The sequence below is a fragment of the Plantibacter sp. M259 genome (assembly GCF_006065115.1).
In the GTDB taxonomy this organism is placed as follows: Bacteria; Actinomycetota; Actinomycetes; order Actinomycetales; family Microbacteriaceae; genus Plantibacter; species Plantibacter auratus.
In genome coordinates this window covers 2342758-2367678 of record NZ_CP040750.1, presented here as the reverse complement: position 1 = coordinate 2367678, position 24921 = coordinate 2342758, and the positions used below count along the sequence as shown (strand labels likewise).

Here is a 24921-nt window from a genome sequence, read left to right as displayed (position 1 = left end):
ATGATCCTGTCCGAGGTGACGATGGTCACCCCGGACGGGATCGATGCTGTGTCGGCGCGGGCTACGAGGCGACGCGTCGGCGACGGACGACCAGCCACGCACCGGCTGCGAGGAGCAGCCCGGCCAGGCCGAGGAATCCGACGACCGAGACACCGGTGGTCGACAGCGCACCAGGACCGGAGCCCGCAGCGCCGGGAGCCGCGGCATCCGCAGCCAGGACGGTCAGCGCCGCTGCAGCAGTGATGCCGGAGTCCGCACCCAGCGCCTGCAAGGTGTGTGCACCCGGCACCACCGAAGCGGGCACCGTGAGCGTCGCCACGAACGCACCCGAAGCGTCCGCGACGACGGTCCCGAGGTCGGTCGGGGTGGAGAACAGCGTGAACCGCACCTGCTCCCCCGCGGCGAAGCCGGATCCGGACACCGAGATCGACTCACCCACCCGCACCGACGGCTGGTCGATCGTCAGCGTGCCCTCGGCACCGGGCACCGCGATCCGCTGCGGACCGACGCTCTCGAGGGTCGGGACGACCGGGTTCATGAGGCCCGTCTCCGGGTCGAACGTCAGCCGGTCGATCGTCGTCTCGCGGTGCTGGCCGTCACCACCCGGGATGGCGAACCGGTGGTAGACGATGTACCAGTCGTCGGTGCCCGGCACGTTGAGGATCGAACTGTGACCGGTGGCGAGGATGCCGAGTTCGAGCTGCTTCTGCAGGATCACACCGCGGTACGTCCACGGGCCGTCCACACTCGTCGCCGTCGCGTACCCGACCCGGTAGTTCTCCGAACCGGTGTCGTCGATCGAGTACGTCAGGTGGTAGATCCCGTCCCGGTAGTTGACGAAGGCGCCCTCACGGAAGTCGGTGAGGCCGTCGATGCGCTTGAGCGTGTCGGCCTTGATCGACAGCATGTCGTCCGACAGCTCCGCGTACACCGGCGAGCCGTTGCCCCAGAACAGGTAGCTCTTCCCCGTGACCGGGTCGGTGAACGTGGCCGGGTCGATCGCCTGTCCCGACGTCACCGCTTCGTCGTTGAGGATCATCGCGTTCGGCTGAGCCGTGAACGGACCGGCCGGGCTGTCCGCGACGGCGACGCCGATGGTCTTCCGGTCGACCGAGGGGTTGTGGCCGCTGAAGTAGAAGAAGAACTTCCCGTCCTTCTCCCCGATCGTCGGTGCCCAGGCGTTGCCGGTCGCCCACGGCACGTTCCCGTTCGCGCCGTCGAGCGTGAGGATCGGCTCCGCCGAGCGCTCCCAGTCGACGAGGTCCTTCGACGACCAGACGAAGAACTCCTTGCCACCCCAACCGGCGAAGCCGTCGGTGGTCGCATAGATGTAGTAGGTGTCTCCCCAGACGAAGACGTTCGGGTCGGCGTAGAGACCGGGGATGACCGGGCTCTTCATCTCGACCGCCCGCATCGTCCACGTCACGGCCTCACCCGCGGCTGGCGTCAACGTCACGGTCACCGGGCTGCTGAGGTCGACGGCGGTCCCCGAGGCGGGGCTCGCCGTGACACCGGCCGCGGTCGTGAAGGTCGGGCTCAAGGCGGTGCGGTCCGTTCCGGGCTGTACGGGGAAGACGACCTCGTGGCGGTCGTTGTCGACGATCGGGGCGGTCTTCAGCACGTCCTCCTCGAGGCCGATGTCGGTCAGCGCCGCGGTGTTCCCGGAGCCGGCGAGCACCTCGTCCGCCGAGAGCGCGCGGTTGTAGATCGCGAACTCACGGAACGCGCCCTTCAGGCGGTTGTCGGCGTCGTAGTTCGAGCGGCCCAGGTAGTTGGCGCTCGTCCACCCGCCGCCGATGTCGCCCGGATCCGACGTCACGGTTCCGGTGCCGACGGCGATGCCGTCGAGGTAGATCGTGGCCGTGGTGCCCTGCAAGGTGTACGTCAGCTTCGCCCAGCGACCGCGCGTCAGGTCCTTGCCCTGTGACACCGCCTGCTCCGTGCTCCAGTTGCCGGTCGCGAGGCTCGTCCGATACGCGTTGCCGGTGCTGAACAGGTAGCCGTCGCCGGCGCCACCGGTGGTGTTGCCGAGCCCGTAGATGAAGTACGGGTTGGCCTGCGTCGGGTCGATCCAGACCTCGGCCTCCACCGTGACGTCCTGCACGCCGGCGAGCAGGTTGTCGGGCAGCTTGACGTAGTCGTCGCCGCCGTCGAGCTGCAGGGCGCCGTCGGAGAAGGACGCACCACCCTCGACCGCTGCGTCGAGGCCATTCCCGGACACGTCGCTGAGCGTCGAGCCCGCGGAGCCGGCGAAGTCGTAACGGACGATCTCGCCGTCCTCGTTCGCGGGCGCCGGCTCGGGTGCTCCGCCGAGGCTGTCCTGGAGCAACTGCAATTCTGCAGCCGTGACCGGGAGCACCGTGCCGTGGCGTGGGCTCGCGGGCAGGTCGTAGTCCTTCGCGACCTGCCAGTCCGGGTTCGCGATGTCCTCGGTCTCGAGCGGGATGTAGCCGCGTCCGCCGTACTCGTCGACGAAGAGGTAGAACTTGTCGCCGTTGACGTCGCCGGGGTTGGCGGCGAACGCCGTCGGCCCCTCGACCGCGCTGGTGCCGGCGTCGCGACCGATGCAGGTGTCGAGCACCGTCCAGGACTCGAGCGTGGCCCGCAGGTCCGTCGAGGACTCCTGGATGATGTCGGCGCACCCGGTGCCACCGGCGCCCTCGTCCTTGGTGAAGCGGTAGTAGGTGTCGCTCGACTTGATCACCGTCGAGTCGATCCGCGAGACGCCCTGGTCCTGCCAGACCTGCGGCTCGCTGAACGTCGTGAAGTCGCGGGTGGTCGCGTACATCATGCGGTGGTAGCTGTTCCCGGTGTGGTCCGGGTCGTCGGCGCCGTAGAGCGACGAAGCCCAGAAGACCACGTACGCGCCGATGGTGTCGTCGTAGTAGGCCTCAGGTGCCCAGGTGTTGCCGGCGTTCTCCGGTGCGACCTCGATGTGCCGCTGGTCGGACCAGGTCACGAGGTCGTGGGATTCCCACACCTCGAGGTAGTGGCTGCCCTTCCGGACCGAGTCACCCCAGGACGTTCCGCTGCCGATCGAGAGGTCGGTGGCGATGAGGTAGAAGGTGTCGCCCTCGGGAGACCGGATGAGGAACGGGTCGCGCAGCCCCTTCGTGCCCTCGTCCGAGGTGAGGACCGGGCGTCCGGCGTTGAGTTCGTTCCAGTCGAGCGCGTTGTTGCCCTCACTGGCGGCGAAGTAGATGTTCTCGCCGGCGAGCGAGTTGCCGGTGAAGTAGGCGAACGCGTAGCCCTCGTAGTCGGGGGCCGCGATCGCGGCGCGGACGGTCGCCGTGAACTCGCGCGTCGCGGTCGCCTCGCCCTGGCTCAGCGTGGCGGTCAGGGTGACGGTGGTGTCCGTGGCGGGCCGCGTCACGACACCGTCGGTGGTGATCACGGTAATGTCCGACGACGCCCAGGCGATGTCGATCCCCTCGGGGGCTCCCGGCAGGGTCAGATTCCCGCGCACGTCGTCGACGTTCGCGATCGAGAGCGCCGCCGCGGCGGCGTCCAGGTCCTCCTGCGCCGTGGGGGCGGCTCGGAAGTTGGACTGGGAGGTCGCTGCCGGGGCGATCCCCGGCGACACCGCTGCGGCGGCGCCGGAGGCACCGACGAGCGGCAGGATCAGGGCCGCGATGGAGGTCGCGACGACCGTTTTGAGGCGCAGTTGTCTCATGGGGGTTGGTTCTCCTGGTTCGGCGTCGTTGTCGAGCGGGATGGAACGGGTGGTGCTGCGGGGGTGTGCGGGCGTCAGGTCTTGCGTTTGCGCGAGACCACGAGTCGCTGGAGGAGGACGAAGACGAGCAGGATGCCGCCGGTGATGATGGTCGTCGCCTCCGGCGGGATACTGCCGTCGCGGGTGATGAGCACGTTCATGAGGCCGAGGACGAGCGCACCGACGACGGAGCCGAGGACGAAGCCGGCGCCTCCGGTCAGCAGCGTGCCGCCGATGATGACCGCGGCGATGGCGTCGAGCTCCCAACCGACGCCCGTGATGTTCTGGGCGATGCCGAGCTTCGAGGTGTAGACGACGGCCGCGAGGCCGGCCAGGGTGCCGCTGATGATGTAGACCATGAGCTTCGTGCGGACCACGGGCAGGCCCATGAGGAGGGCCGACTGCTCCGAGCCGCCGATCGCGTAGACCGTGCGGCCGAGGCGGGTCTTGTGGAGCACCACGAACGCCGCAGCGACGACCAGGACGGCGATCAGCACGTTCGGGGTGGTGATGAGGTCGTTGATCTTCGGGCCGTCGATCACCTTCCACTCGGTGGAGAGCGTGCGGATCGGCGAATCGTCGTCGAGGCGCTCCGGCGTGGTGCTGAGCATCGAGGCGAGACCGCGCCCGAGGAACATCATCGCGAGGGTGGCGATGAACGGTTGCACGTTGAAGTACTGCACGAGCACGCCCGAGAACACGCCGAACGCGGAGCCGATCAGGATCATGATCACCATGACCGCGATCGGGTTCCAGCCCGAGTTCGCGAGCATCACCCCGACGAGACTGCTGATGGCGATGATCGCGCCGACCGAGAGGTCCACGCCACCCGTGAGGATCACGAAGGTGAGGCCGACGGCGAGGATGATCAGGTAGGCGTTGTTGATGAGCAGGTTCGAGATCGTGCTGGCCTGGACGATGCGTCCGTAGGCGATCTCGCCGTAGACGACCATGCCGATGAAGATGACGACGGCCGCCAGGGTGGGCAGGGTCTCGAGGTTGGGCGTCAGCCGGGACAGCAGCGAGCGCCGCGGGAGCACCGGAGCGTCGGGCGCCGGTCGGTCGGTGAGGGTGCTCATGCGGACACCGTTTCCTTTCGCGTGGGGACCGACGCCGTGGGCGTCGTCCGGGACTTCCGCCGGGCGAACAGGGCTCTCACGCGCTGTGACTGGAGGAGGCAGATGATCACGATCACGACGGCCTTGAACGCCGGCGTCGCCGAGGAGGGGATGGAGAGGAACACGATCGTCTTGTCGAGCGTCGCGATGAGGAGCGCGCCGATCACGCTGCCGGTGAGGGAGAACTTGCCACCGGCGAGCGAGGTGCCGCCGATGACGACCGCGAGGATGGCGTCCATCTCCGCGTTCAGGCCGGTCTTCGCCACCTCGACCGTCATGACGCTGGCGGTGCTGAAGATCCCGGCGACGCCCGCGAGGACGGCGCTCACGATGTAGACGGCGATGAGGATGCCGATGGGTCGGATGCCCGCCATCCGGGCGGCGCGCGGGTTGATGCCGATCGACTCGATCATCAGGCCGAGGGCGGTGCGCCGGACGAGGAACGCGACGATCGCGACGATGACACCGGCGATGATGAAGACGACGGGGAAGCCGAACACGGTGCCGTTGGCGAGCCAGCGGAAGGGCTCGTTCGTGGCCGAGGTGTTCTGCCCCGAGGTGATGACCTTCGCGAGGCCGCGACCGGCGAGCATCGTGATCAGGGTGGTGATGAACGGCTGCAGGCCGACGATCGAGACGAGCACCCCGTTGACGGTGCCGAGGAAGGCGCTCACGGCGAGCGCGAGCAGCGCTGCGACGATGGCCGAACCCGCGTCCCCGCCGCTCTGATTGCTCATGAACTCCATCGACACGGCGCCGGAGACCGCCATGACGGAACCGACCGAGAGGTCGATGCCGCGGGTGGCGATCACGAGCGTCATCCCGACCGCGATCATCATGATCGGGGCGCTCGCGCGCAGGATGTCGATGGGGTTGCCCGACAGGTTGCCGGTCGTGCCGTTGACGGAGACGCCCAGGTAGCCGGGGTCCTTGACGAGGTTGATGACGAGCAGGAGCAGCAGGGTCACGATCGCCCAGATGTAGGGCTGGTGGACGATGGTGCTGACGACGGCTCGGGCCGAGCCCTGGCCTCCGCGGGCTGAGCCGTGCCCGCCGCGTGCGGAGGAACCGGAACGGGCCGGCCCCTGACTGGTGGCGCTCACGTGGCGCTCCCTTCGGTGGCGATCAGGTCGACGATGGTGTCCGCGGTGACCTCGGGTCCGTTGACGATCTCGCCGATCTTACGGTGGTCCTTCAGCACGACGATCCGCTCGCTCAAGCGCACGACCTCCTCGAGCTCGGAGGAGATGAACACGACGGACATCCCGTCCTCGGCAAGCGCGGCGATCGCCTCCTGGATCTCGGCCTTGGCGCCGACGTCGATGCCACGGGTCGGCTCGTCGAGCACGATGAGCTGCGGCTTCGTCGCCAACCATCGGCCGAGGAGCACCTTCTGCTGGTTGCCGCCCGAGAGGTTCTTGATGGGTCGTTCCGGGTCGGAGGGCCGGACGTTGAGTTCGAGCAGGTACTTGTCGCAGAGCTCGTTCTGCTCGCGGCGGGACAGCGGACGCGCCCAACCCCGGCGGGCCTGGACGGCGAGGATGAGGTTCTCGCGCACGGTCAGGTCGCCGATGATGCCCTCGTCGCGTCGGTTCTCCGTGGAGAAGGCGATCTGCTTCGACAGGCCGGCCATGGGCGTGTGGACCTCTGCGGTCGCGCCGTCGATCGTGACCGTGCCGGAGTCGGGACGGTCGGCGCCGTAGATGAGTCGGCCGAGCTCGGTGCGGCCCGACCCGAGGAGCCCGGCGAGACCGACGACCTCCCCGGCGTGCACCTCGATGTCGACGGGGTCGATGGAGCGCTTCCGCCCGAGGTCCTTGGCGCTGTAGAACGCCGGGGTGTCGGCGGTGGCGGTCCGGCCGCGGTTGGAGCCGAGGGCGGCGAGCGCGCCGTAGTCCTTGCCGATCATCTTGGAGATGAGCTCGGTGCGGTTGAGGTCCGCGGTGCGGTACTCCCCGACGAACTCGCCGTTGCGGAGCACCGTGAGGCGGTCGCTGATCGCGTAGACCTGGTCGAGGAAGTGGGAGACGAAGAGGATCGCGACGCCCTGGTCGCGTAGTCGGCGCATGACCTGGAAGAGGCCCTCCACCTCGTTGGCGTCGAGGCTGGAGGTCGGCTCGTCGAGGATGAGCACCTTCGACTTGGTGACCATGGCCCGGCTGATCGCGACGAGCTGTTGCAGCGCGAGCGAGATGCTCGAGAGCGGCTGCTTGGGGTCGATGTGCCCGAGCCCGAGACCGACGAGCGCTTCGTGTGCGGCTTCGTGGGTGCGGCGCCAGTTGATGCCGAAGGGACCGCGGACCTCGTGGCCGAGCATCACGTTCTCACCGACGGTGAGGTTGTCGCAGAGGTTCACCTCTTGATAGACGGTCGAGATGCCGGCGCTCTGCGCGTCCGCCGTTCCGGAGAAGGAACGGGGGCCTCCGGCGACCAGGATCGTGCCGGAGTCGATCTTGTACACCCCGGTGAGCGCCTTGATGAGCGTCGACTTGCCGGCGCCGTTCTCGCCCATGAGCGTGTGGACCTCGCCGGGGAAGAGACGGAAGTCCACGTCTTGCAGGGCTTTGACGCCCGGGAACTCGATGGAGATGTGCTGCATCTCGACGATCGGCTCGGTGATTGCCATGTCTGCCTGGTCGTTCTGCCGGTCGATCCGGCGTCGTCGCCGGGGAGTCTGGTCCCCGGGAAGCGGGTGGGCGGTCGCCCGGCAGCGAGGGGGTGGCTGCCGGGCGACCGGGTCGGATCAGTAGGCGCGTTCGGGCAGTGCTGCCGTCGCGGCGTCCGGGGAGTCGAACGTGACGCTCGGCACCACGATGTCCGATTCGACCTTGTCGCCGGCGAGTGCCTTCTTGACGATGTCGATCGCGGTCTCACCGAACAGCGGGTTGTACTCGGCGACGAAGCTCAGGCGTCCGGCGGCGAGAGCTTCGAGCGCTGCCTTGGTGCCGTCGATCGTGATGATCTTGACGTCGGTGCCGGGCTTCAGGCCGGCCTCCTCGACGGCGAGCGCGGCGCCGAGGCCCATCTCGTCGTTCTGCGCGAAGACGAGCTGGACGTCGTTGTTGTTCGCCTTGAGGATGGTCTCGAAGACGCTCTTCGCCTCTTCCGTGGACCAGTTGGCCGACTGCGACTCGAGCTTCGTGAAGTTCGGGTCGATGGTGTCGTCCCAGCCCTTGTTGCGGTCGTTCACCACGGAGAGACCGGGAGGGCCCTCGAGGACGACGTACTTGGCGCCGTCGGGGAACTGACCGTTCGCCCACTCGGCCGCCGAGGCGCTGATGCCGACGTTGTCGGGGGCGATGCGGCTCGTGTAGAGCTCGGTGTCGTTTGGCTCGATGCCGCGGTCGAGCAGGACCACGGGGATCTCGGCCTCCTTCGCGCGCTCCAGGACGCTCTCCCAGCCGGTCGCCTCGGTGGCGGACAGCAGGATGGCGTCGACGCCCTCGTCGATGAAGGAGGTGAAGGCGGTGATCTGCGAGTTCTGGTCGCCGTTCGTCGCCGGTGCGTACTTGAGGTCGAAGCCGTTCTCCTTCGAGAACGAGTCCTGGATGTTCTTCTCGTTCGCGGTACGCCATCCGCCCTCGGGGCCGACGGCCACGAAGCCGATGGTGGTGAGTTCGCCGTCGGAACCGGCGTCGCCGTCGGAGCTTCCGGATCCGCTGGAGCATGCGGTCGCGCTGAAGGCGAGCGCACCGACCAGGGCGAGGCCCGCGAGTGCGCGGACACGAGTTGTCTTGAACATTGTTCTCCTCTTTGAGACCCGCGGTCCCGACAATGGGTGCGGCATGAATGTGACGTGCGTGGTGCTGTGGTGACGCAGGTGGCCGGTGATTGTTAGCGATCACATCTGCGTTGTGCTGAACATTAGCCACGGCTCGAAGTGGTTGTCAACAGGCAATGTTAGCCCTCACAATTCGTGCGGACCGGCCTCCCGGCGGCGCCGTCGCGCGCGCTAGAGTCAGGTGATCAGCGGACACCCCGGCCGCGACCACCTCGATGGAGAGCTGCAGATGACCTCGCCCACGCCACTCGTGCAGTTGCGCGGTGTCTCGGTGAGCTTCCCCGGCGTCAAAGCGCTCGACGACGTCGACCTCCGACTGTTCCCTGGCGAGGTCCACTCCCTCATGGGCGAGAACGGAGCAGGGAAGTCGACCCTGATCAAGTCACTCACCGGGGTCCATCGGATCGACAGCGGAAGCATCCTCCTCGACGGACGGGAGGTCTCGTTCTCGAGCGTCGCCGACGCCCAGGCGCACGGGATCAGCACCGTCTACCAGGAGGTCAACCTCCTCCCCAACCTGACCGTCGCCGAGAACATCCTCCTGGGCCGCGAACCACGCCATGCCTGGGGAGGGATCTCGGGGAGACGGATGCGCGAGCGCGCCCGCGAACTGCTCGCCGTCGTCGGACTCGACATCGACCCGGCCTCGCAGCTCTCCGCCCACCCGCCGGCGATCCAACAGCTCGTCGCGATCGTCCGGGCGATCGCCGTGCGCACCAAGGTGCTCGTCCTCGACGAACCGACCTCGAGCCTCGACAACGACGAGGTCACCGAACTCTTCCGGGTCATCTCGATCCTCAAGGCCGAGGGCGTCGCGATCCTCTTCATCTCGCACTTCCTCGACCAGGTCTACGAGATCTCCGACCGACTCACCGTGCTGCGCGAAGGCCGACTCGTCGGCGAGTACCTCCCGCACGAACTGCTCCGGATCGACCTCGTCCACAAGATGATCGGCAAGGAGCTCGCGACCTTCGACGAGATCCGACGCGGGCTCGACACCTCCGACGAGGGCGACGCCCTGGACGGTGAGGACCCGTTCGTCGCGGCGATCGGGCTCGGGCGCCAGGGTGCGATCGAACCGATCGACCTGAAGGTCTACGAGGGCGAGATCGTCGGCATCGCCGGCCTGCTCGGCTCAGGACGGACGGAGCTCGCCAGACTCCTGACCGGTGTCGACCGGGCCGACACCGGATCGGTGGAGGTGGCCGGGAAGGCCACCCGCCTCGGATCCCCCCGTCGCGCCCTCAAGCAACGGATCGTCTACGCGTCGGAGAACCGTCGCACCGAGGGGATCATCGGCGACCTCAGCCTGCGCGACAACATCGCGCTGGCCCTCCAGGCCGACCTCGGGTGGTTCAGGCGGATCCCGCTGCGTCGGCAGAACGAACTGGCCGAGAGCTACATCCAGGCGATGGGCATCAAACCGGCGAATCCCGATGCGCTCATGAAGGAGCTCTCAGGCGGGAATCAACAGAAGGTACTCTTGGCGAGGTGGCTCGCGCTCGCTCCTCGGTTGCTCGTGCTCGATGAACCGACCCGAGGCATCGACATCGGCGCCAAGGCTGAGATCCAGAAGCTCGTGACCCGGCTCGCCGAGAACGGTCTGTCGGTCGTGTTCATCTCAGCCGAACTCGAGGAGGTCCTGCGCATCAGCCACCGGATCGCCGTGCTGCGCGACCGACGGAAGGTCGCCGACCTCCCGAACTACGACCTCACCGTCTCGAAGCTGCTGGCCGCGATGTCTGAGGGGCCGGACGAGGCCCCGCCGGAACCGATCACGACCGCCGACGACGAGAGGGGACCGCGTGGCTGAGCCGTCCCGTCATGCGACGATCTTCGACGTCGCGCGGCTCGCGGGGGTCTCGCACCAGACCGTGTCACGGGTGCTCAACGACCTCCCGAACGTGCGTCCGGCGACGAAGGCGCGGGTCGACGAAGCGATCAAGCAGCTGCGCTACGTCCCCTCCCCTGCCGCCCGGACGCTCGTCACGAAGCGATCCCGGACCATCGGCCTCATCGCCACCGGCGGCACCGAGTTCGGGCCGTCGTCTTCGGTCCTGCACTTCAACGCCGCGGCCCGCGACGCACGGTGGTCGGTCTTCACCGCGAACATGGTGGACAGCGACCCGGGTTCCGCGCGCGCAGCGGTCGAGGGGTTCCTGCGCCAGAACGTCGAGGGCATCGCCGTCATCAGCGCACGCGAGGGGGTCACCGACATCGTGGCGGGGATGGAACTCAGCGTGCCGCTCGTCGCCCTGCACGCAACGCCACGCGCGGGCATGGTGACCGTCGGCGTCGACCAGTACGCCGGCGCGCGTGCGGCGACCGCCCACCTCATCGGGCTCGGCCACCGGCGCATCGGGCACCTCGCCGGACCACCGGACGCAATCGACGCCCGCGAGCGCGAGCGCGGCTGGCGAGACGAACTCGCCTCTGCGGGTCTCGTCGCGCAGGTCGTCGGGACCGGCGACTGGACGCCGACGTCCGGATACTCCCTCGGGCGACAGCTGGACGACGAGGTCACCGCGGTGTTCGCCGCCAACGACCAGATGGCCCTGGGCCTCATGCACTCCCTCACGGAGCGCGGCCTCCGGGTCCCGCTCGACTTCAGCGTCGTGGGGTTCGACGACATCCCCGAGGCGGAGCACCTCTCGCCGCCGCTCACCACCGTGCGGCAGGACTTCGAACAGGTCGGCCGGACCCTGCTCGCGACCCTGCTCGACCACGTCAACGGAGAACCCCCGGGAGCGGTGCCACCCTCGGTACCGGAGCTGATCCTGCGGAACTCCACGGCGACGGCGAACGCCGAGCGCTTGGCGAGGCGCAGCGTCGACGTCCCCTGAGCATCTCCCGTCCCGGAGCCTCACCCGATTCCCAGGTACCCCGTCCACCCCCTGACCTACACTTGTCGGAGCAGGGGGAGTACTCCTTCGCGACATGCTCGTCAGTACGGATCCGCCATCGGGTCCCGGGGTGTCGGCTCTCATCGAGAGTGGAGAAGACCGTGTTTCGACCATCGCGTCGGAGTCCCGTCCTCGAGCCCCTGGAGCCACCATGGCCGTCACCCCGCTGATCTGGATCATCACCATCGGTGTCACGATCCTCTTCTTCGTCTACGAGTTCTTCGCGCACGTGCGGAAGCCCCACGAACCGACCATCGCCGAGTCGGCACGCTGGTCGATCTTCTACGTCAGCCTCGCCCTGCTGTTCGGCGTCGGCATCGGCCTCGTCTCCGGCTGGACGTACGGCGGTGAGTACTTCGCCGGGTATCTGACCGAGAAGGCGCTGTCGATCGACAACCTGTTCGTCTTCCTCATCGTGATGGCCGGGTTCGCCGTCCCAAAGGCGTACCAGCAGAAGGTCCTGATGATCGGCATCATCATCGCCCTCATCATGCGCGGCGCGTTCATCGCCGTCGGTGCCGCACTCATCGAGAACTACTCCTGGATCTTCTACCTGATGGGCGCGCTGCTGCTGTTCCTCGCGTACCGCCAGGCGTTCGGCAACCACGAGAGCGACCCGGCCAACGGCAAGGTCGTGGGCTTCGCCCGCCGCATCCTCCCGATCACCGACACCTACCACGGTGACCGACTCTCGGTGAAGATCGACGGCAAGCGCTTCTTCACGCCGATGCTGCTGACGATCGTCGCGATCGGGTTCGTCGACCTCGTGTTCGCGGTGGACTCGATCCCCGCGATCTACGGCCTCACCGAGCAGGCGTACATCGTGTTCACCGCGAACGCCTTCGCCCTCATGGGACTGCGTCAGCTGTTCTTCCTCATCGGCGGCCTGCTGGAACGCCTCGTCTACCTCGCCCAGGGCCTCGCGGTCATCCTCGCCTTCATCGGGGTGAAGCTCGTGTTCCACGCCCTCCACGTGAACGAGCTGCCGTTCATCAACGGCGGCGAGCACATCGACTGGATCCCCGACATCCCGATCTGGTTCTCGCTGCTCTTCATCGCCCTGACGATCACGGTGGCGACGGTCGCCTCGCTCGCGAAGACCCGCCGTGACGCACGGGCCGGCCTCGAGCGGTAGCCGACGACGACCCTGCTCGCGGCGCCGGTGATCCGTTTTCCGCAAGAACCGCCGGCCTGAGGAGATCCTCTGTCACGATCTCCTCAGGCTGGCCGCCGTGGGGGCGGCCGTCGCGATGAGGAGTGACGATGGGTGTGCCGCGCGGCAGGGTGTCCGGTGTGCTGGCGATCGTCCTCGCCTGCGGTTTCGTCGGAGCCGGCGCCCTCCCGGTAGCGGCTGTCCCCGCCGCGACCGCGGCTGCCTGCCGCTCGCTCCCGGCACCCGCCGTCGAACTCCTGAACGCCGGCGATGCCGAGACGCGGTTCGGCGTCGACGGCTCCGGCGTCCGGGTGGGGATCATCTCCGGATCCTTCGGGAACGCCGGAGAAACGGCCGTCTCAGCCGACGTCAGCGCGGGACTCCTCCCCGGGCCGGGCAATCCGTGCGGGTACGAGACGCCGGTCACGCTGGTGGACGATCCGCCGGGCGACGATGACGACGAGGGTCGGGCGATGGCGCAGCTGGTGCACGGGATCGCGCCGGGAGCGGAGATCCTCTTCGCCTCGGGGACCTCCGACTTCCCCGGGGCCGTCGACCGTCTCGTGGCGGCCGGTGCGGCGATCATCGTCGACGACGTGCAGGGCGGTGGCGACCGCCGCTATCGGACCGGTCCTGGTGAGGCCGCCATCCAGCGCGCGGTGGACACGGGCGTGTTCTACACCACCACAGCCGGCAACTTCGGCGTCCCTGGCGCGGAGGGGTTCCCCAGCGCCGGGTTCCCGATCGGCTCGTGGGCGACCGACCGTTATCGCCCCACCGACTGCCCGCAGAACGTCGCGGACCTCTTCGCCGCCGAGGCGATCGACTGCCTCGACTTCGACCCGGGGGAATCGACCGACGCGACGCTGGGCGTCACCCTGCCGCCGGCCTCGGTGATGGTCGGCGCACTGGACTGGGCCGAACCCGACGGAGCCGTCGCCACGAGGTTCGAGTACGTCCTGTCACTGGCTGACCGGACGATCCCGTTCACCCCGGGCGATCCGGCGCTCGCGACCGGCGCGGCACCGCTCCAGAACCTGTCGGACACCGAGGCGTCGGAGGTCCAGGTCAGTGTCGTGCGGCACGTGACGTCCATTGCCGCGACCCCTCCGGTCGCTCTGACCTGGCTCCCCGTTCCCGGACGGCCCGAGCTGATCGCGCAGGAGTACTTCCGCTCGACCGCGACGGACACCGTCGGCTCAGCGCTCTTCGGCCATCAGGCATACCCGGCGGCGTTCCGGGTCGCCGCCGTCGACGCAGCGGACTCCACCCTGGAGACCTACTCCTCCCTCGGGCCGTCGACCATCCTCTTCGGCGTCCCCACCGCGGTGACGGTCCCCGGCCCGACTGCGGCCGGCATCGACGACCTCCCCGTCTCGACCACCGTCCTCACCGGCTCCGGCAACTTCCGAGGCACGTCGGCGGCCGCCCCCACCGTCGCTGCCGCGGCAGCGCTCGTCCGCCAGCTCCGGCCGGATCTCACGCCAGACCAGGTACGAGCAGCGCTCACCGACCACGCCCGTCTCGACACCATCACCATCCCCTGGGACCCCTCCATCCCGACCGAACGTTCGGTCGGCGCGGGCCTGATCGACGTCCGCGCGAGCCTCGCCGCGCTCGCGGTGCCGACGCCGCCTGCGCCTACCGCCGACGCCGGGGTCGCGGCGATCGACGTCCTCCCGCCGACCGGCTTCTCGGCGACGACCCTGCTCAGTGCCGTCGTCATCGCCGTGGCGCTCACCGGGGGTGGGGCCGTGCTGCTCCTCCGACGACGGCCGAGGCGTCGGGTCTGACCCGGTCCCAAGGCCGCGTCCAGGCCTCGACCTCGCGGATCCCCGCTCCTAAGCTGAGCGCATGTGCGGTCGCTTCGTCGTCACCGATTCCACGTCCACCCTCCTCGCGGACCTCGTGGCCGAGTTCGAAGCGCCCGCGCCCGACTACAACGTCGCTCCCACCACCGAGGTGACGGTGGTCCGAACCCGGCACGAGGAACGGACCGCGACCAGCGCCCGCTGGGGCTTCGTCCCCGGCTGGGCCAAGGATTTCGCCAAGCAACGGCCACAACCCATCAACGCGCGTATGGAGACGGTCGCGACCGGCTCCATGTTCCGGAAGGCGTTCGCGTCAGCACGGTGCATCGTGCCGGCGACCGGTTACTACGAGTGGGTGGTCACCGAGACCGGCAAACAGCCCCACTTCATCCACGACCCCGACTCCGAGCTCGCGATGGCTGGCATCATCAGCGCCTGGCCCGACCCGGCCAAGGCGGAGGACGACCCCGACAAGTGGCGGCTGTCGATGGCGATCATCACCCGGGACGCGCACGTCTCACCGGGCGAGGTCCACGACCGCATGCCCGCCTGCCTCACCCCCGACGGCTACGACGACTGGCTCGGCGACCACCTCGACACCGACGAGCTGTTGCAGCTGCTCGACCGAGAGTCCTTCGCGGTCGCCCACGATCTCACGCACTACGAGGTCACGCGCGACGTGAACAACGTCCGCAACACGGGCCCGCACCTCATCGAGCCGCTCCCGGCCTGAGTGTCAGCTCAGGGCGGGTGTCGCGCCCGCTCGGGATCCGACCTGTCGCTCGTCTGTCCCCGTGATCACCCAGTACACGACCGCGACGGCGAGGATACCGATGACCGGCGTCAGGTAGGCCGCCCATGGCGTGCCGAGCGGGGCGAAGCCCACCGAGAACGCGGCGACGTCCCAGATGCCGTGCAACGCCATCGCCCAGATGAGGGAGCCGGTCACCCGCCGCACGATGTAGAAGCAGGTGCCCGACATCGCGGCGAGGACCACTTGTCCGAGCGTGTTGAGGAATGGAGCGCCGAGTGCTGCATTGACCAGATGCATGGCTCCGAAGAGCAGGGAGGTCAGCAGCCACACCCACACTTCGGAAAGACGTGAGCGGAACGCCGTCAGCAGCAGACCGCGCGACATCAGCTCCTCACAGAACCCGACCGCCAGGCCCAGCGCGAGCAGGGAGAGGAGGAACGACGGGTCGAATCTCGACCAGTCGGTGTTGACCAGGTTCGCCACGGCGACGACCAGCATGAGGGCGGGGACGAAGATCGGCCACTTGTGGTGCGAGCGTCTCCGCTCGAACAGGGCAGGCCTCCACCACCCCAACAGCCAGGTGGTGACGGCCAGTAGCACCGCACCGACCGCCAGGTCGAGGACCGCCCCTCGCCACGTGAACTCCGCGGACGTCCCGATCTCGGTGTACGCCACCCCGCTCAGCTTCGACACGACGAAGATGACCGCGACGTAGCCGACGTAGATCGCCAGGCCGATCCAGAAACGAGGGGTGACGCGCATACGCTGTTGCCTTCCAATCGGCGGGGGAATCGACGCTCCAATGTATCGGGCGACGGCGGAACCGGCGAAGAGCTCCCCGGCTGACCGCCGGTCGTCTGATGCGCCCTCAGCTTCCTCACAGACGCTCGTCTAAGCTAGACGAGCGTCTGACTCAGACGATCGTCTAGCGGCCCGATCGACGGGCCCTCCACCTCGAAGGAGCGCTCGTGAGCGGTCTGCGCCAGTACGCGATGAACCAGGTGCGCGATGAGATCATCGACGCCGCCGGACTCGAGTTCGGCCGGAACGGCTACGCCGGGACCTCGTTCTCCGGCATCGCGTCCGTCATGGGCAAGCCGAAGTCGGTCATCGGGTACCACCTGTTCCCGTCGAAGCGGAGCCTCGCGCACGCGGTCATCGCGGAGCAGGACGAACGGTGGCAGGCGGCGGACGCACGGATCGGCGTGCCCTACGGCGCGCTCCGTTGGGTGACGATGATCCTCGCCTCCGCGCAGGAAGCGCAGCGCTCCCCCATCGCGATGGGTGCCATCCGACTCCTGCACGAACTGCCACGGATGGACGACCCGGTCTACACGGTGTTCGACTGGCGCGCGTACACCCGTCTGAACCTCCGGATGGAGGCTGCGGCGCACGACCTCGATCTCCCCGACCTCGACGGCGTCGCCGACGTCCTGCTCGACGCCTGCTTCGGACTGGTCACCACGACGGTGGGCGACGACGATGCGGCAGAGCTCAGCGAGCGACTGATCACCCTGATCCGGCCGATCCTCGCGACCGTCGATCCGGCCGGCGCCGCAGCCACGACGGCCGCCGCAGCAGCCGCTCATGAGCTCGTTGCCGGACCGGCCGAGCACTGACCCCTCCCCGAGTACCGCCCCCCCCCGAACCCGTCTCCGCGATCGGAAGGACGCCCATGTCCCAGAGCGACCCCGCACACCTCGACGCCGTGCCGAACGGCACCACCCGCAGCACCACGGTCGCCGACCGGGTGCACCTCGTCCAAGGGCCTTCCGTCAACTGGGTCATCGTCGAGGGCGACCTCGGGCCGATCCTCATCGACACCGGCTACCCCGGCGACGGCGCGGCCGTCACCGCGACCCTCGGCGCGCTCGGCTACGCGGTCGAGGACGTGCAGGCGATCCTCCTCACCCACGGGCACAGCGACCACATCGGCAACGCGAGCTTCATCGCCGGGTTGGCGGAGTGCGACATCCTCGCGTCCCGCGACGAGATCCCCAACGTCCGCCGGGAGGTGCTCGAGCAGGTCGGACTCGCCGACGTCCAGCCCCACCTCGAGCGTCCCGGGGTCGCCGACTGGGTCAGTCACGCGGTCGAGGCCGGCGGACTCGAGGTCGTGCCGCCGACGTCGGTCACCGCCATCGAGGACGTGCCGGAGCTCCGGGCGACCCTCGGTGTCGCGGTCCGCCCGCTCCCTCTCCCCGGCCACACGCGCGGGCACCTCGGATTCCTCCTCGTCGAGCACGGCGTCCTCGTCGCGGGCGACGCACTCGTCACCGCCCACCCCACCAGCCCTCACGACGGCCCGCAGTTGCTTCCCGAGATGTTCCACGGCGACCTGCAGCGCGCCCGCCAGTCGTTGACCACGCTGGCCGGGCTCCCGGCCTCCGTCGTGCTGCCGGGACACGGCCCGGCGTTCTTCGGCTCGCCGGCGCAGGCGGCGGCGGAAGCCCTCGCCTTCGGGAGTGCGTTCTGAACCTCCGGCTCCCCGTCGGACCCCTGCGATAGCGTTGGTCACGTCTCCGAACCCGGATCCCGAGCCACGAGGAAGTGACCATGAAGAACCCGTTCCGCCGCGACGGCAGCCCGAACGATGGCAACTCGAACGACGAGCAGACCGACGCCCCGGAGCAGCCGAACCAGGGCCGCACCCTCGAACCCGCTCCCGAGGTCCTGGCCGAGCTCGACGCACTGAACGAGGCCTGCCGTGCGGCGCCGGACGACATCGACGCACAGATCCGACTCTGGCGGGCGGTCGCCGCACTCGACCGGTGGGTCTTCGTCAACCGCGGTCCGGAGGACAACCCTCGGCCGTACGCGCTCGCCGCGCAACCGGGGAACCTGATCGGGATCTACAGCAGCGGGACGCGAGCACAGGAGGCCGCGTACGCGAACGGGCTGGTCCCGCCGGACGCCACGGTGTCGCTGCTCGCGGTCCCGATGCCTGCGGCGATCGACTGGGTCCTGTCCTTCGGTGAGCACGGGGTCGTCGGCGTGACCATCGACTACCCGCGTCTCGGCGCCTGGTGCCCCCTGCAGAACCTGGCGGGGCTCAGGCCCGCGAACGACCAGGGCTGACGCCGACTCCGAGGAGGTCCACGATGCACGGCTCGGAGTTACAGGAGCGGGCGGCACGCCGCGCCGACGAACTCCCCGGTGCGGAGCTGACGCACCCGTTCGGCGAGGAGTGGGACGTCTACAAGGTGCGCGGCAAGGTCTTCATGCTGCAGACGGGGGCGACGGGCGAACCCATCGTCACCCTGAAGGCGCGCCCCGAGGACAGCCGCAGCCTCCGCGAGGCCTTTCCGGACATCATCCCCGGTTATCACATGAACAAACGGCACTGGATCTCGCTCAGGCCGGACGGCGAGCTCGAACCGGCGTTCGTCGACGACCTCGTCACGGAGTCGTACCTGCTCGTCGTCGAGGGGCTGCCGAACCGGCTGCGGCCGGTCGATCCCGCCACGTTCGGACAACGCCGCGACGGCTGAACACCGGGCAGGCAGTGCACTCAGACCGGGATGCGCCTCGCGCCGGTGCCGGTGTCGCCGAGCTCGTCGTCGGGGTTGAGGAGCGTGCACGCCTTCATCGAGAGGCAGCCGCAGCCGATGCAGCCGGTGAGCTCGCGTTCGAGTTGCTCGATCCCGCGCCGACGCTGTTCGAGGACCTTCTGCCAGCGGCGGGAGGCACGCTGCCAGTCCTCGTGACTCGGGGTGCTGGAGAGCGGCACGTCGGCGAACGCCTCCGCCACGTCCTCGAGCGGGATACCGAGGCGCTTCGCGACCGAGATGAGCGCGACGCGACGCAGCATGTGCCGGGGGTACCGCCGCTGGTTGCCGGCGGTCCGCTCGGAACCGATGAGGCCGAGCCGCTCGTAGTAGTGCAACGCCGAGACCGCGACGCCGGTGCGACGGCTCATCTCACCGACACTGAGCAACTCGTCCGGACTGTGCACGGTGTCCCACCCTCGTTCCTCGCATCGACCTCAAGCGGTGTTGAGGTCCAGTTGTCGTTTCGACGGTACACGACCGTCGCGGCCGGTCCGACCCCGGGCATCCCTGTGACTACGCGGGCCCGACCGTGAACGGTGCATAGCCGGGAGCCAGCTCCGTGACGCGAAGGTCGGAGAACACCAGGCTGATGTCGTGTGCGTTCGACATCAGGCGAAGCTCATGGAAGGGGATTCCCACCGATGTCGACCAGGATCGTGCGATCTCCGAGTCGGGTATCAGTTCGAACCCCTTATAGAGGCCCTGCTCTCTGACACCCCAGACGTACCCGTCAAGGTCCGTGCCGAGCTCGAGCAGTCGGTCGTCCAACGAACGCGCCCAGAGGTCCGGCGGAAGCACCGTCGACACGTCGGCCTTGACGCAGTTGACGAAGAGGAAGCGCAAGGACCTCCTCGGAATGCCCGTACTCGGAGCGGCGCCGATCTGGACGACCATCTCGTAGTCGCGCATGTACTCCGTGAAGCCGTGGAACACCACCGCCTGGTCGAACGCGTCGTCGAAGGCCGCTTGCATCTCACTGATCTCCACGGCTGGCAGCGCATCGGAGTGCACCCTCGAGCCGTGTACGAGGCAGCCCTTTCCGGGTGCACCTCTCGCGTTCATCGAGGCAACGTGACCCGAGCACCCTTCGACAAGCTCAGGGACTGAAAGCGATCCGGACACACCTCCGCCGCAGACCGAGGCGCCACGCCCCGAGCACCCTTCGAAGCTCAGGGACCGGATCGTTCCGGGCACACCTCTCCCGCTCACTGAGCCTGTCGAAGTGCCCACGAGGAACCTTTCGATCCGAGTACGCCGAGGCAGGTCAGAACGGCGCGGGGTCCGGTTCGGTCCGGTGGTGCTTGCCGTCGGGTGTCGTCCACTCGAGGACCCCGCCTGGGCCGTGGTCGAGGTTCCAGCCGGGGAGGTGCTTCATGCGGTGATGATGTCGACACAGGCACGCGAGATTGCCGACATCTGCTGCGCCGCCGTCCTCCCACGCGACGGAGTGGTCGAGATCACATGCTCTGGCTCGTCGCCCACAGCCCGGTGCCCGACAGGTGCCGTCCCGAAGCCGCACCGCGCGTTGCAGGTCGGCCGGAACCCGGTACTGATTCCGCCCGACGGAGAGCACCGCACCCGTTTCGGGTTGCACGAGGATCCGGGTGAAGCTGGGCGCATTCACCGCGATACGTGCCGCGGTCTCCGGGTCAATGGGGCCGTATCCGTCGAGGGTGGCCGGGGCGTCGCTCACGCCGGCCACGGTGAGTGCCGGGACGGTGATCTGCACGGTCGGCGTGATGTGCTCCTGCACCTCGATCGGGTGCGGAAGGACCGGGCTCGACATCACGTCTTCCGGGGTCACGCCGGTGAGTGCGAGGGCCGCGACGGCGTCGGCCTGGAGTTGGGCGCAGGTGCGGGTGTCGCCCGCGTTGCGTGACTCCGCTGCCGCTGCTTCGACGCGCTCGATGATGCCCTGCGCGATCGGCGCTGTGGTGAAGAGGTGCACCCAGGCCATGCCGTCGGCGGCGGGCTCGAACTCGACGCGGCGGTCCGCCTCAGAACGCTTGGCGCGTGCGGTGATCGATTCCGGGTGGAGCCGTTCGCGCAGGACGCGGGCGCGCCGTCGGAGTTCTGCGTCGGTGGTCTGCTCGGCAACCGGGAGCACCTTCGCCAGGAACACCGCGCGACCTTCGGTGGGGACGTCGCGGAGTTGGTCGGTGATCGTCTTCGCATGCCGAGCCGAGATACGACCTGCCTCGAGCGATGCGAGGACGGACGGGGCGTGATTGACGAGCGCCTCGGCGTCGTTCGTCGCGCGTTGAACCGACTGTTCGGTCGTGTGGGTCGCCATCGCGAGGGCTGCACAGGTGGAGCGGCGAGACAGGGCCCGACGCTCCGCCGGCGGGAAGATCGCTGGGACCGTCGCGTCCGCGAGCGCGTCGGCGTACGCGGCGGAACGGGCGAGGAGGCGAGCCTCTCGTCCATCGAGCGCAGCGCGCAGCCGTTTGATCTCCGCGTACTCGTCCGAGAACGCCGCCAGCTGCGCGGCGTATTCATCGCCTGCGCGGACTGCGGTGAGGGTGGTCTCGGACATGGGACAAGTCCACCATGGACCACTGACATTCCAGATGCTGAGACGGAGCGGCTGTGGAAGTTGCGCGTGGGCCTTCGACAAGCTCAGGGACCGGGAGAAGATTACCGGAGCAGGAGGTCCCTCGTGTGCCCTTCGACAGACTCAGGGACCGGGAAAGGACCACCGGATTCGGGAGCTCCCTCGGCAGGGACCGGAACGGGTTCGTCCCGGAACGCGCCGTTCCGTAGGCTTGAAGGGTGAAGCTCATCGCCACCGTCCGCGACCGCGCGACCATCACCACCGAAGCCTCCGCACCCGACGTCGCAGCCCTGCGGGCCGCCGTCCTCGCCTCCACCCCGCCCGGGCACGCCCTCGCCGGGCTGCACGGCGGCGGTCGGGTGAACGGCGACCTCGTCGGCACCGCAGTCTTCCGACCGACGGCAACCCGCACCATCGAGGCAGAGGGCCGTGACTACCCCAGTGCCCGCAAGGCCCTCGAGGCGCTCGTGCCGGAGGAGCAGGTCGTCCTCTCCGTCCACGCCGTGGACCAGTAGGGACACCGGCATGAGCGGCCATGCGTTTGCCATCGGGTCGATGGTGCGCTTCCACGAGATCGTTTCGCCGCTCCCGCCGGCCGACACCATGGCAGCCATGCTGTCGGCGCTGCAGACGGACGGGTTCACCGTGACTCCCGAGGAGTACTCCGCCGATCCCTGGACCATCCGCTACGCGGTCATCGGCGATGACGCGGCCTCGAACTGGAGCGGGTTCGCCCTGGAGATCGTGCCGCTCCTCTCGTTGTTCGGCATGCGCCGGCCGTTCGCACGATGCGCGGTGCCCGTCGCCGTTCGGCCGACCGAACACGGCTCCGTCCTCCACACGACGACGGTGTGGGGCTTCAGGGGCGAAGCCGGGACGGTCGGCATGGTCGCCAAACGCACCGCGGCCGCCACCGAGCAGGTCACCCGGGTCGTCGGCGGCACCCAGAACGCCGCACTCTCGATGATCGACCGCTCGGTCCCGATCGATGGCAGACGCTTCCAGCGACTCACCGGTTGGAAGCGGCGCTCGCGGGCCTGAGCCGCTGGAGTCACCACCGCCCGCTAGCAGCAGCGCGAGCCGGGCGTCCGGTCCTGCTCCGCGAAGCGCTCCCGCCAGAACGTGCGCTCGTCGGGGACGGCTGCGTCGGGATGGACGCGACGCTGGTGATCCACATAGGTGGCGTAGGCGGTGTCACCCATCAGCGAGGTGACGAACCACCGCAGCGCGGCCCAGCCCCGTCGTATGCCGGCCATCAGTGCCCCGACCGCGCGGGTCGCTTGTCGGCGTCCACGGTCGACCACTCGCGCTCGAGCACCTTCTCCGCCTTCGTGGCGATGAGCCCCGACGGCGCGTACCGCCGCGACGGCAGCGCCGGGTCCTCCGAGCTCGGCCCACCGCCCGAGCGGAACGACCGTACCGTGTGGAGGATCGCGAAGAAGATGACGATGATCGCGAGGGTCACGAACAGGATCGAGAGCACCCCCTGCACCGTGGTGTTCCGCACGACCGCCTCCATCGCCGCCCGCGTCGGTGCATTGCCGAAGCTGTCCTCGCCCGCCGCGAGCGCCTCACGGAACGCCGCGTTCTGCGCCCAGTAGCCGACGGCCGGAACCGGCGAGAAGATCTTGAACATCGACGCGGTGATCGTCACCACGGCGGTGAAGGCCAGCGGGACGGCGACGATCCACAGCCAGCGGAAGTTCCCGCGTTTCGCCACGATCGCCATGCAGACGGCGAGCGCGATGGCGGCGAGCAGCTGGTTCGCGATGCCGAACAGCGGGAAGAGGGTGTTGATCCCGCCGAGCGGATCGGTGACACCCATGATGAGGATCGCTCCCCAGGCCGCCACCATCACCGCGGTGCAGATCCACGCGCCGAGCCGCCAGTCCGGATCACGGAACTTCGGGATGATGTTGCCGAAGGTGTCCTGCAGCATGAAGCGCGCCACGCGTGTCCCGGCGTCGACGGCCGTGAGGATGAACAGCGCCTCGAACATGATCGCGAAGTGGTACCAGAACGACATGAGCGACGTGCCGCCGATGAGCTGCTGCATGATGTGCGCGAGGCCGAGCGCGAGCGTCGGCGCACCGCCGGTCCGGGAGACGATCGACTCCTCCCCCACGTTCGCCGCCGTCTGCGTGAGTACGTCGGGTGTGAGGTTCACCCCGGCGAGGCCGAGCGAGTTCACGAAGGCGACCGCCCCTCGACGGTGCCGCCCGTCGCGGCTGCGGAGGAGTTCATCGCGAAGTAGATGCCCCGGTCGATCGACAGCGCTGCGACGAGGGCCATGATCGCGACGAACGACTCCATGAGCATGCCGCCGTATCCGATGAAGCGCGTCTGGCGCTCCTTCTCGATCAGCTTGGGCGTGGTGCCGGACGCGATGAGCGCGTGGAAGCCGGAGAGGGCACCGCACGCGATCGTGACGAAGAGGAACGGGAAGAGCGAGCCGCTGACGACCGGGCCGGCGTCGCCACCGGCGAACTCGCTGAACGCCGGGACCGTGATCTCCGGGCGGACGAGGACGATCGCTCCCGCGAGCATGACGATCGTGCCGATCTTCATCAAGGTGGAGAGGTAGTCGCGTGGTGCGAGGAGCAGCCAGACCGGCAGGATCGCGGCGACGAAGCCGTAGACGATGATCCCGACGGCGATGACCGTGCGGTCGAGGGTGAAGGCCGCTGCGCCCCACTCGGTCTCGGCGACCCAGCCGCCGGCGACGATGGCGAACATGAGGAGGACGAAGCCGATGATCGAGATCTCGGTGATCTTGCCCGGTCGGATGAAGCGCAGGTACACGCCCATGAAGAGCGCGATCGGGATCGTCATCGAGACGCTGAAGACACCCCACGGGCTCTCGCCGAGCGCGTTGACGACCACGAGGGCGAGGATCGCGACGATGATGACCATGATCGCGAGCGTCGCGATGATCGCCGCAGTGCCGCCGATCACGCCGAGTTCGTCGCGAGCCATCTGGCCGAGGGAGCGGCCGCCGCGGCGCATCGAGAAGAAGAGGACGAGGTAGTCCTGCACGGCACCCGCCAGGATCACGCCGATGATGATCCAGATCGTGCCGGGCAGGTAGCCCATCTGCGCCGCGAGCACGGGCCCGACGAGTGGACCGGCACCGGCGATCGCCGCGAAGTGGTGGCCGTAGAGCACCCGGCGGTCGGTGGGGACGAAGTCCTTGCCGTTGGCGAGGTACTCGGCCGGGGTCGCCCGCCGGTCGTCGGGGCGCAGCAGCTTGCGTTCGATGAGCTTCGAGTAGAAGCGGTAGGCGATGAGGTAGGTGCAGACCGCCGCGAAGACGAACCAGATCGCGTTGACCGTCTCACCGCGGACGAGGGCGAGCATCGTCCAGGCGAGACCGCCGAGGAGGGCGATGGCGACCCACAGGATCACCTTCGCCGGGGTCCATCTCGGGGCGATGTCGGGCTCGTCGACCGCCGTGGGCGGCAGCTCCGGATCCTGGACCAGGACGGGTTCGGCCTCCCCGCCGCCCGCGGGCTGCAGCGCTCCGTCCCGCTTCGATCCTGCGCGTGCTCGGTCCTGTCGTCCGGCGTCGTTGCCCATGACGATTC

General features: G+C 68.7%; 21 protein-coding genes and 1 pseudogene. 11 read left to right on the top strand and 11 right to left on the bottom strand.

What is annotated here, in order from left to right; all coding sequences use genetic code 11:
- Positions 1–61: 61 nt before the first annotated feature.
- The 5 genes from FGL15_RS11015 to FGL15_RS10995 form a co-directional block, all read right to left on the bottom strand.
- Entirely contained in the window at positions 62–3673 is a 3612-nt protein-coding gene (locus FGL15_RS11015) for a family 43 glycosylhydrolase (RefSeq protein ID WP_205858609.1), read from the bottom strand.
- A 74-nt stretch (positions 3674–3747) separates the two neighbouring features.
- Positions 3748–4791, bottom strand: coding sequence for a sugar ABC transporter permease (locus FGL15_RS11010; protein ID WP_138946065.1), 1044 nt, complete (start codon positions 4789–4791; stop codon positions 3748–3750).
- Positions 4788–5933 (bottom strand): ABC transporter permease, encoded by a 1146-nt coding sequence (locus FGL15_RS11005; protein ID WP_370281659.1) that lies wholly within the window; start codon positions 5931–5933, stop codon positions 4788–4790. The genes FGL15_RS11010 and FGL15_RS11005 overlap by 4 nt, the downstream gene beginning before the upstream one ends.
- Positions 5930–7456: a sugar ABC transporter ATP-binding protein gene (locus tag FGL15_RS11000; protein WP_138946064.1), complete on the bottom strand. Its 1527-nt coding sequence runs from the start codon at positions 7454–7456 to the stop codon at positions 5930–5932. The genes FGL15_RS11005 and FGL15_RS11000 overlap by 4 nt, the downstream gene beginning before the upstream one ends.
- Before the next feature lie 117 nt (positions 7457–7573).
- The gene (locus FGL15_RS10995) at positions 7574–8572 is read right to left on the bottom strand and encodes an ABC transporter substrate-binding protein (protein ID WP_086472835.1); all 999 of its coding nucleotides are present in this window, start codon (positions 8570–8572) and stop codon (positions 7574–7576) included.
- Between the two features lie 268 nt (positions 8573–8840).
- Here FGL15_RS10995 and FGL15_RS10990 point away from each other — a divergent pair, with 268 nt between their 5' ends.
- From FGL15_RS10990 to FGL15_RS10970, 5 genes are all read left to right on the top strand, one after another.
- Complete coding sequence (locus FGL15_RS10990) at positions 8841–10424, top strand: sugar ABC transporter ATP-binding protein (protein ID WP_138946063.1); 1584 nt, start codon at positions 8841–8843, stop codon at positions 10422–10424.
- Positions 10417–11454 carry a LacI family DNA-binding transcriptional regulator gene (locus tag FGL15_RS10985; protein WP_138946062.1) on the top strand — a complete coding sequence of 346 codons (1038 nt, stop codon included), beginning with the start codon at positions 10417–10419 and terminating at the stop codon, positions 11452–11454. The genes FGL15_RS10990 and FGL15_RS10985 overlap by 8 nt, the downstream gene beginning before the upstream one ends.
- A gap of 211 nt (positions 11455–11665) precedes the next feature.
- The gene (locus FGL15_RS10980; RefSeq protein ID WP_138946061.1) at positions 11666–12649 is read left to right on the top strand and encodes a TerC family protein; all 984 of its coding nucleotides are present in this window, start codon (positions 11666–11668) and stop codon (positions 12647–12649) included.
- Positions 12650–12777: 128 nt separating this feature from the next.
- A complete protein-coding gene (locus FGL15_RS10975; RefSeq protein ID WP_138946060.1) occupies positions 12778–14460 on the top strand; it encodes a S8 family serine peptidase in 1683 nt (560 codons plus the stop codon).
- Between the two features lie 61 nt (positions 14461–14521).
- Positions 14522–15211, top strand: a complete 690-nt coding sequence (locus FGL15_RS10970; RefSeq protein WP_138946059.1) for an SOS response-associated peptidase — start codon at positions 14522–14524, stop codon at positions 15209–15211.
- 3 nt (positions 15212–15214) lie between these two features.
- On the opposite strand, the gene FGL15_RS10965 is transcribed toward FGL15_RS10970, so the two are convergent.
- Positions 15215–15994 carry a CPBP family intramembrane glutamic endopeptidase gene (locus FGL15_RS10965; RefSeq protein WP_240773508.1) on the bottom strand — a complete coding sequence of 260 codons (780 nt, stop codon included), beginning with the start codon at positions 15992–15994 and terminating at the stop codon, positions 15215–15217.
- Between the two features lie 206 nt (positions 15995–16200).
- On the opposite strand from FGL15_RS10965, the gene FGL15_RS10960 reads away from it, so the two are divergent.
- From FGL15_RS10960 to FGL15_RS10945, 4 genes are all read left to right on the top strand, one after another.
- Positions 16201–16851: a TetR/AcrR family transcriptional regulator gene (locus tag FGL15_RS10960; RefSeq protein ID WP_138946058.1), complete on the top strand. Its 651-nt coding sequence runs from the start codon at positions 16201–16203 to the stop codon at positions 16849–16851.
- A gap of 56 nt (positions 16852–16907) precedes the next feature.
- A complete protein-coding gene (locus FGL15_RS10955; protein ID WP_138946057.1) occupies positions 16908–17708 on the top strand; it encodes an MBL fold metallo-hydrolase in 801 nt (266 codons plus the stop codon).
- 80 nt (positions 17709–17788) lie between these two features.
- A complete protein-coding gene (locus FGL15_RS10950) occupies positions 17789–18310 on the top strand; it encodes a hypothetical protein (protein WP_205858608.1) in 522 nt (173 codons plus the stop codon).
- A 23-nt stretch (positions 18311–18333) separates the two neighbouring features.
- Positions 18334–18723: an MmcQ/YjbR family DNA-binding protein gene (locus FGL15_RS10945; RefSeq protein WP_138946056.1), complete on the top strand. Its 390-nt coding sequence runs from the start codon at positions 18334–18336 to the stop codon at positions 18721–18723.
- 20 nt (positions 18724–18743) lie between these two features.
- Here FGL15_RS10945 and soxR read toward each other — a convergent pair whose 3' ends face one another.
- The 3 genes from soxR to FGL15_RS10930 all read right to left on the bottom strand — a co-directional run bounded on the left by soxR (position 18744) and on the right by FGL15_RS10930 (position 21319).
- Entirely contained in the window at positions 18744–19187 is a 444-nt protein-coding gene (gene soxR, locus FGL15_RS10940; RefSeq protein WP_255377972.1) for a redox-sensitive transcriptional activator SoxR, read from the bottom strand.
- Positions 19188–19296: 109 nt separating this feature from the next.
- Complete coding sequence (locus FGL15_RS10935) at positions 19297–19977, bottom strand: hypothetical protein (protein ID WP_205858607.1); 681 nt, start codon at positions 19975–19977, stop codon at positions 19297–19299.
- A 70-nt stretch (positions 19978–20047) separates the two neighbouring features.
- Complete coding sequence (locus FGL15_RS10930) at positions 20048–21319, bottom strand: HNH endonuclease signature motif containing protein (RefSeq protein ID WP_138946055.1); 1272 nt, start codon at positions 21317–21319, stop codon at positions 20048–20050.
- A 236-nt stretch (positions 21320–21555) separates the two neighbouring features.
- Here FGL15_RS10930 and FGL15_RS10925 point away from each other — a divergent pair, with 236 nt between their 5' ends.
- The gene (locus FGL15_RS10925) at positions 21556–21852 is read left to right on the top strand and encodes a hypothetical protein (RefSeq protein WP_079704698.1); all 297 of its coding nucleotides are present in this window, start codon (positions 21556–21558) and stop codon (positions 21850–21852) included.
- A 10-nt stretch (positions 21853–21862) separates the two neighbouring features.
- Positions 21863–22378, top strand: a complete 516-nt coding sequence (locus FGL15_RS10920; RefSeq protein ID WP_138946054.1) for a hypothetical protein — start codon at positions 21863–21865, stop codon at positions 22376–22378.
- A 23-nt stretch (positions 22379–22401) separates the two neighbouring features.
- Here FGL15_RS10920 and FGL15_RS10915 read toward each other — a convergent pair whose 3' ends face one another.
- Together FGL15_RS10915 and FGL15_RS10910 are read right to left on the bottom strand one after the other, a co-directional pair.
- Entirely contained in the window at positions 22402–22593 is a 192-nt protein-coding gene (locus FGL15_RS10915) for a YbdD/YjiX family protein (RefSeq protein ID WP_064295968.1), read from the bottom strand.
- Positions 22593–24913: pseudogene (locus FGL15_RS10910) on the bottom strand (carbon starvation CstA family protein). The gene FGL15_RS10915 and the pseudogene FGL15_RS10910 overlap by 1 nt, the downstream one beginning before the upstream one ends.
- Positions 24914–24921 lie beyond the last annotated feature (8 nt).

What these genes read in the sequence shown, in the direction of transcription:
- FGL15_RS11015 (WP_205858609.1), bottom strand. Translation starts at nt 3,673, where the DNA reads ATGAGACAACTGCGCCTCAAAACGGTCGTCGCGACCTCCATCGCGGCC.
- FGL15_RS11010 (WP_138946065.1), bottom strand. Translation starts at nt 4,791, where the DNA reads ATGAGCACCCTCACCGACCGACCGGCGCCCGACGCTCCGGTGCTCCCG.
- FGL15_RS11000 (WP_138946064.1), bottom strand. Translation starts at nt 7,456, where the DNA reads ATGGCAATCACCGAGCCGATCGTCGAGATGCAGCACATCTCCATCGAG.
- FGL15_RS10995 (WP_086472835.1), bottom strand. Translation starts at nt 8,572, where the DNA reads ATGTTCAAGACAACTCGTGTCCGCGCACTCGCGGGCCTCGCCCTGGTC.
- FGL15_RS10990 (WP_138946063.1), top strand. Translation starts at nt 8,841, where the DNA reads ATGACCTCGCCCACGCCACTCGTGCAGTTGCGCGGTGTCTCGGTGAGC.
- FGL15_RS10980 (WP_138946061.1), top strand. Translation starts at nt 11,666, where the DNA reads ATGGCCGTCACCCCGCTGATCTGGATCATCACCATCGGTGTCACGATC.
- FGL15_RS10975 (WP_138946060.1), top strand. Translation starts at nt 12,778, where the DNA reads ATGGGTGTGCCGCGCGGCAGGGTGTCCGGTGTGCTGGCGATCGTCCTC.
- FGL15_RS10970 (WP_138946059.1), top strand. Translation starts at nt 14,522, where the DNA reads ATGTGCGGTCGCTTCGTCGTCACCGATTCCACGTCCACCCTCCTCGCG.
- FGL15_RS10965 (WP_240773508.1), bottom strand. Translation starts at nt 15,994, where the DNA reads ATGCGCGTCACCCCTCGTTTCTGGATCGGCCTGGCGATCTACGTCGGC.
- FGL15_RS10955 (WP_138946057.1), top strand. Translation starts at nt 16,908, where the DNA reads ATGTCCCAGAGCGACCCCGCACACCTCGACGCCGTGCCGAACGGCACC.
- FGL15_RS10950 (WP_205858608.1), top strand. Translation starts at nt 17,789, where the DNA reads ATGAAGAACCCGTTCCGCCGCGACGGCAGCCCGAACGATGGCAACTCG.
- FGL15_RS10945 (WP_138946056.1), top strand. Translation starts at nt 18,334, where the DNA reads ATGCACGGCTCGGAGTTACAGGAGCGGGCGGCACGCCGCGCCGACGAA.
- FGL15_RS10930 (WP_138946055.1), bottom strand. Translation starts at nt 21,319, where the DNA reads ATGTCCGAGACCACCCTCACCGCAGTCCGCGCAGGCGATGAATACGCC.
- FGL15_RS10920 (WP_138946054.1), top strand. Translation starts at nt 21,863, where the DNA reads ATGAGCGGCCATGCGTTTGCCATCGGGTCGATGGTGCGCTTCCACGAG.
- FGL15_RS10915 (WP_064295968.1), bottom strand. Translation starts at nt 22,593, where the DNA reads ATGGCCGGCATACGACGGGGCTGGGCCGCGCTGCGGTGGTTCGTCACC.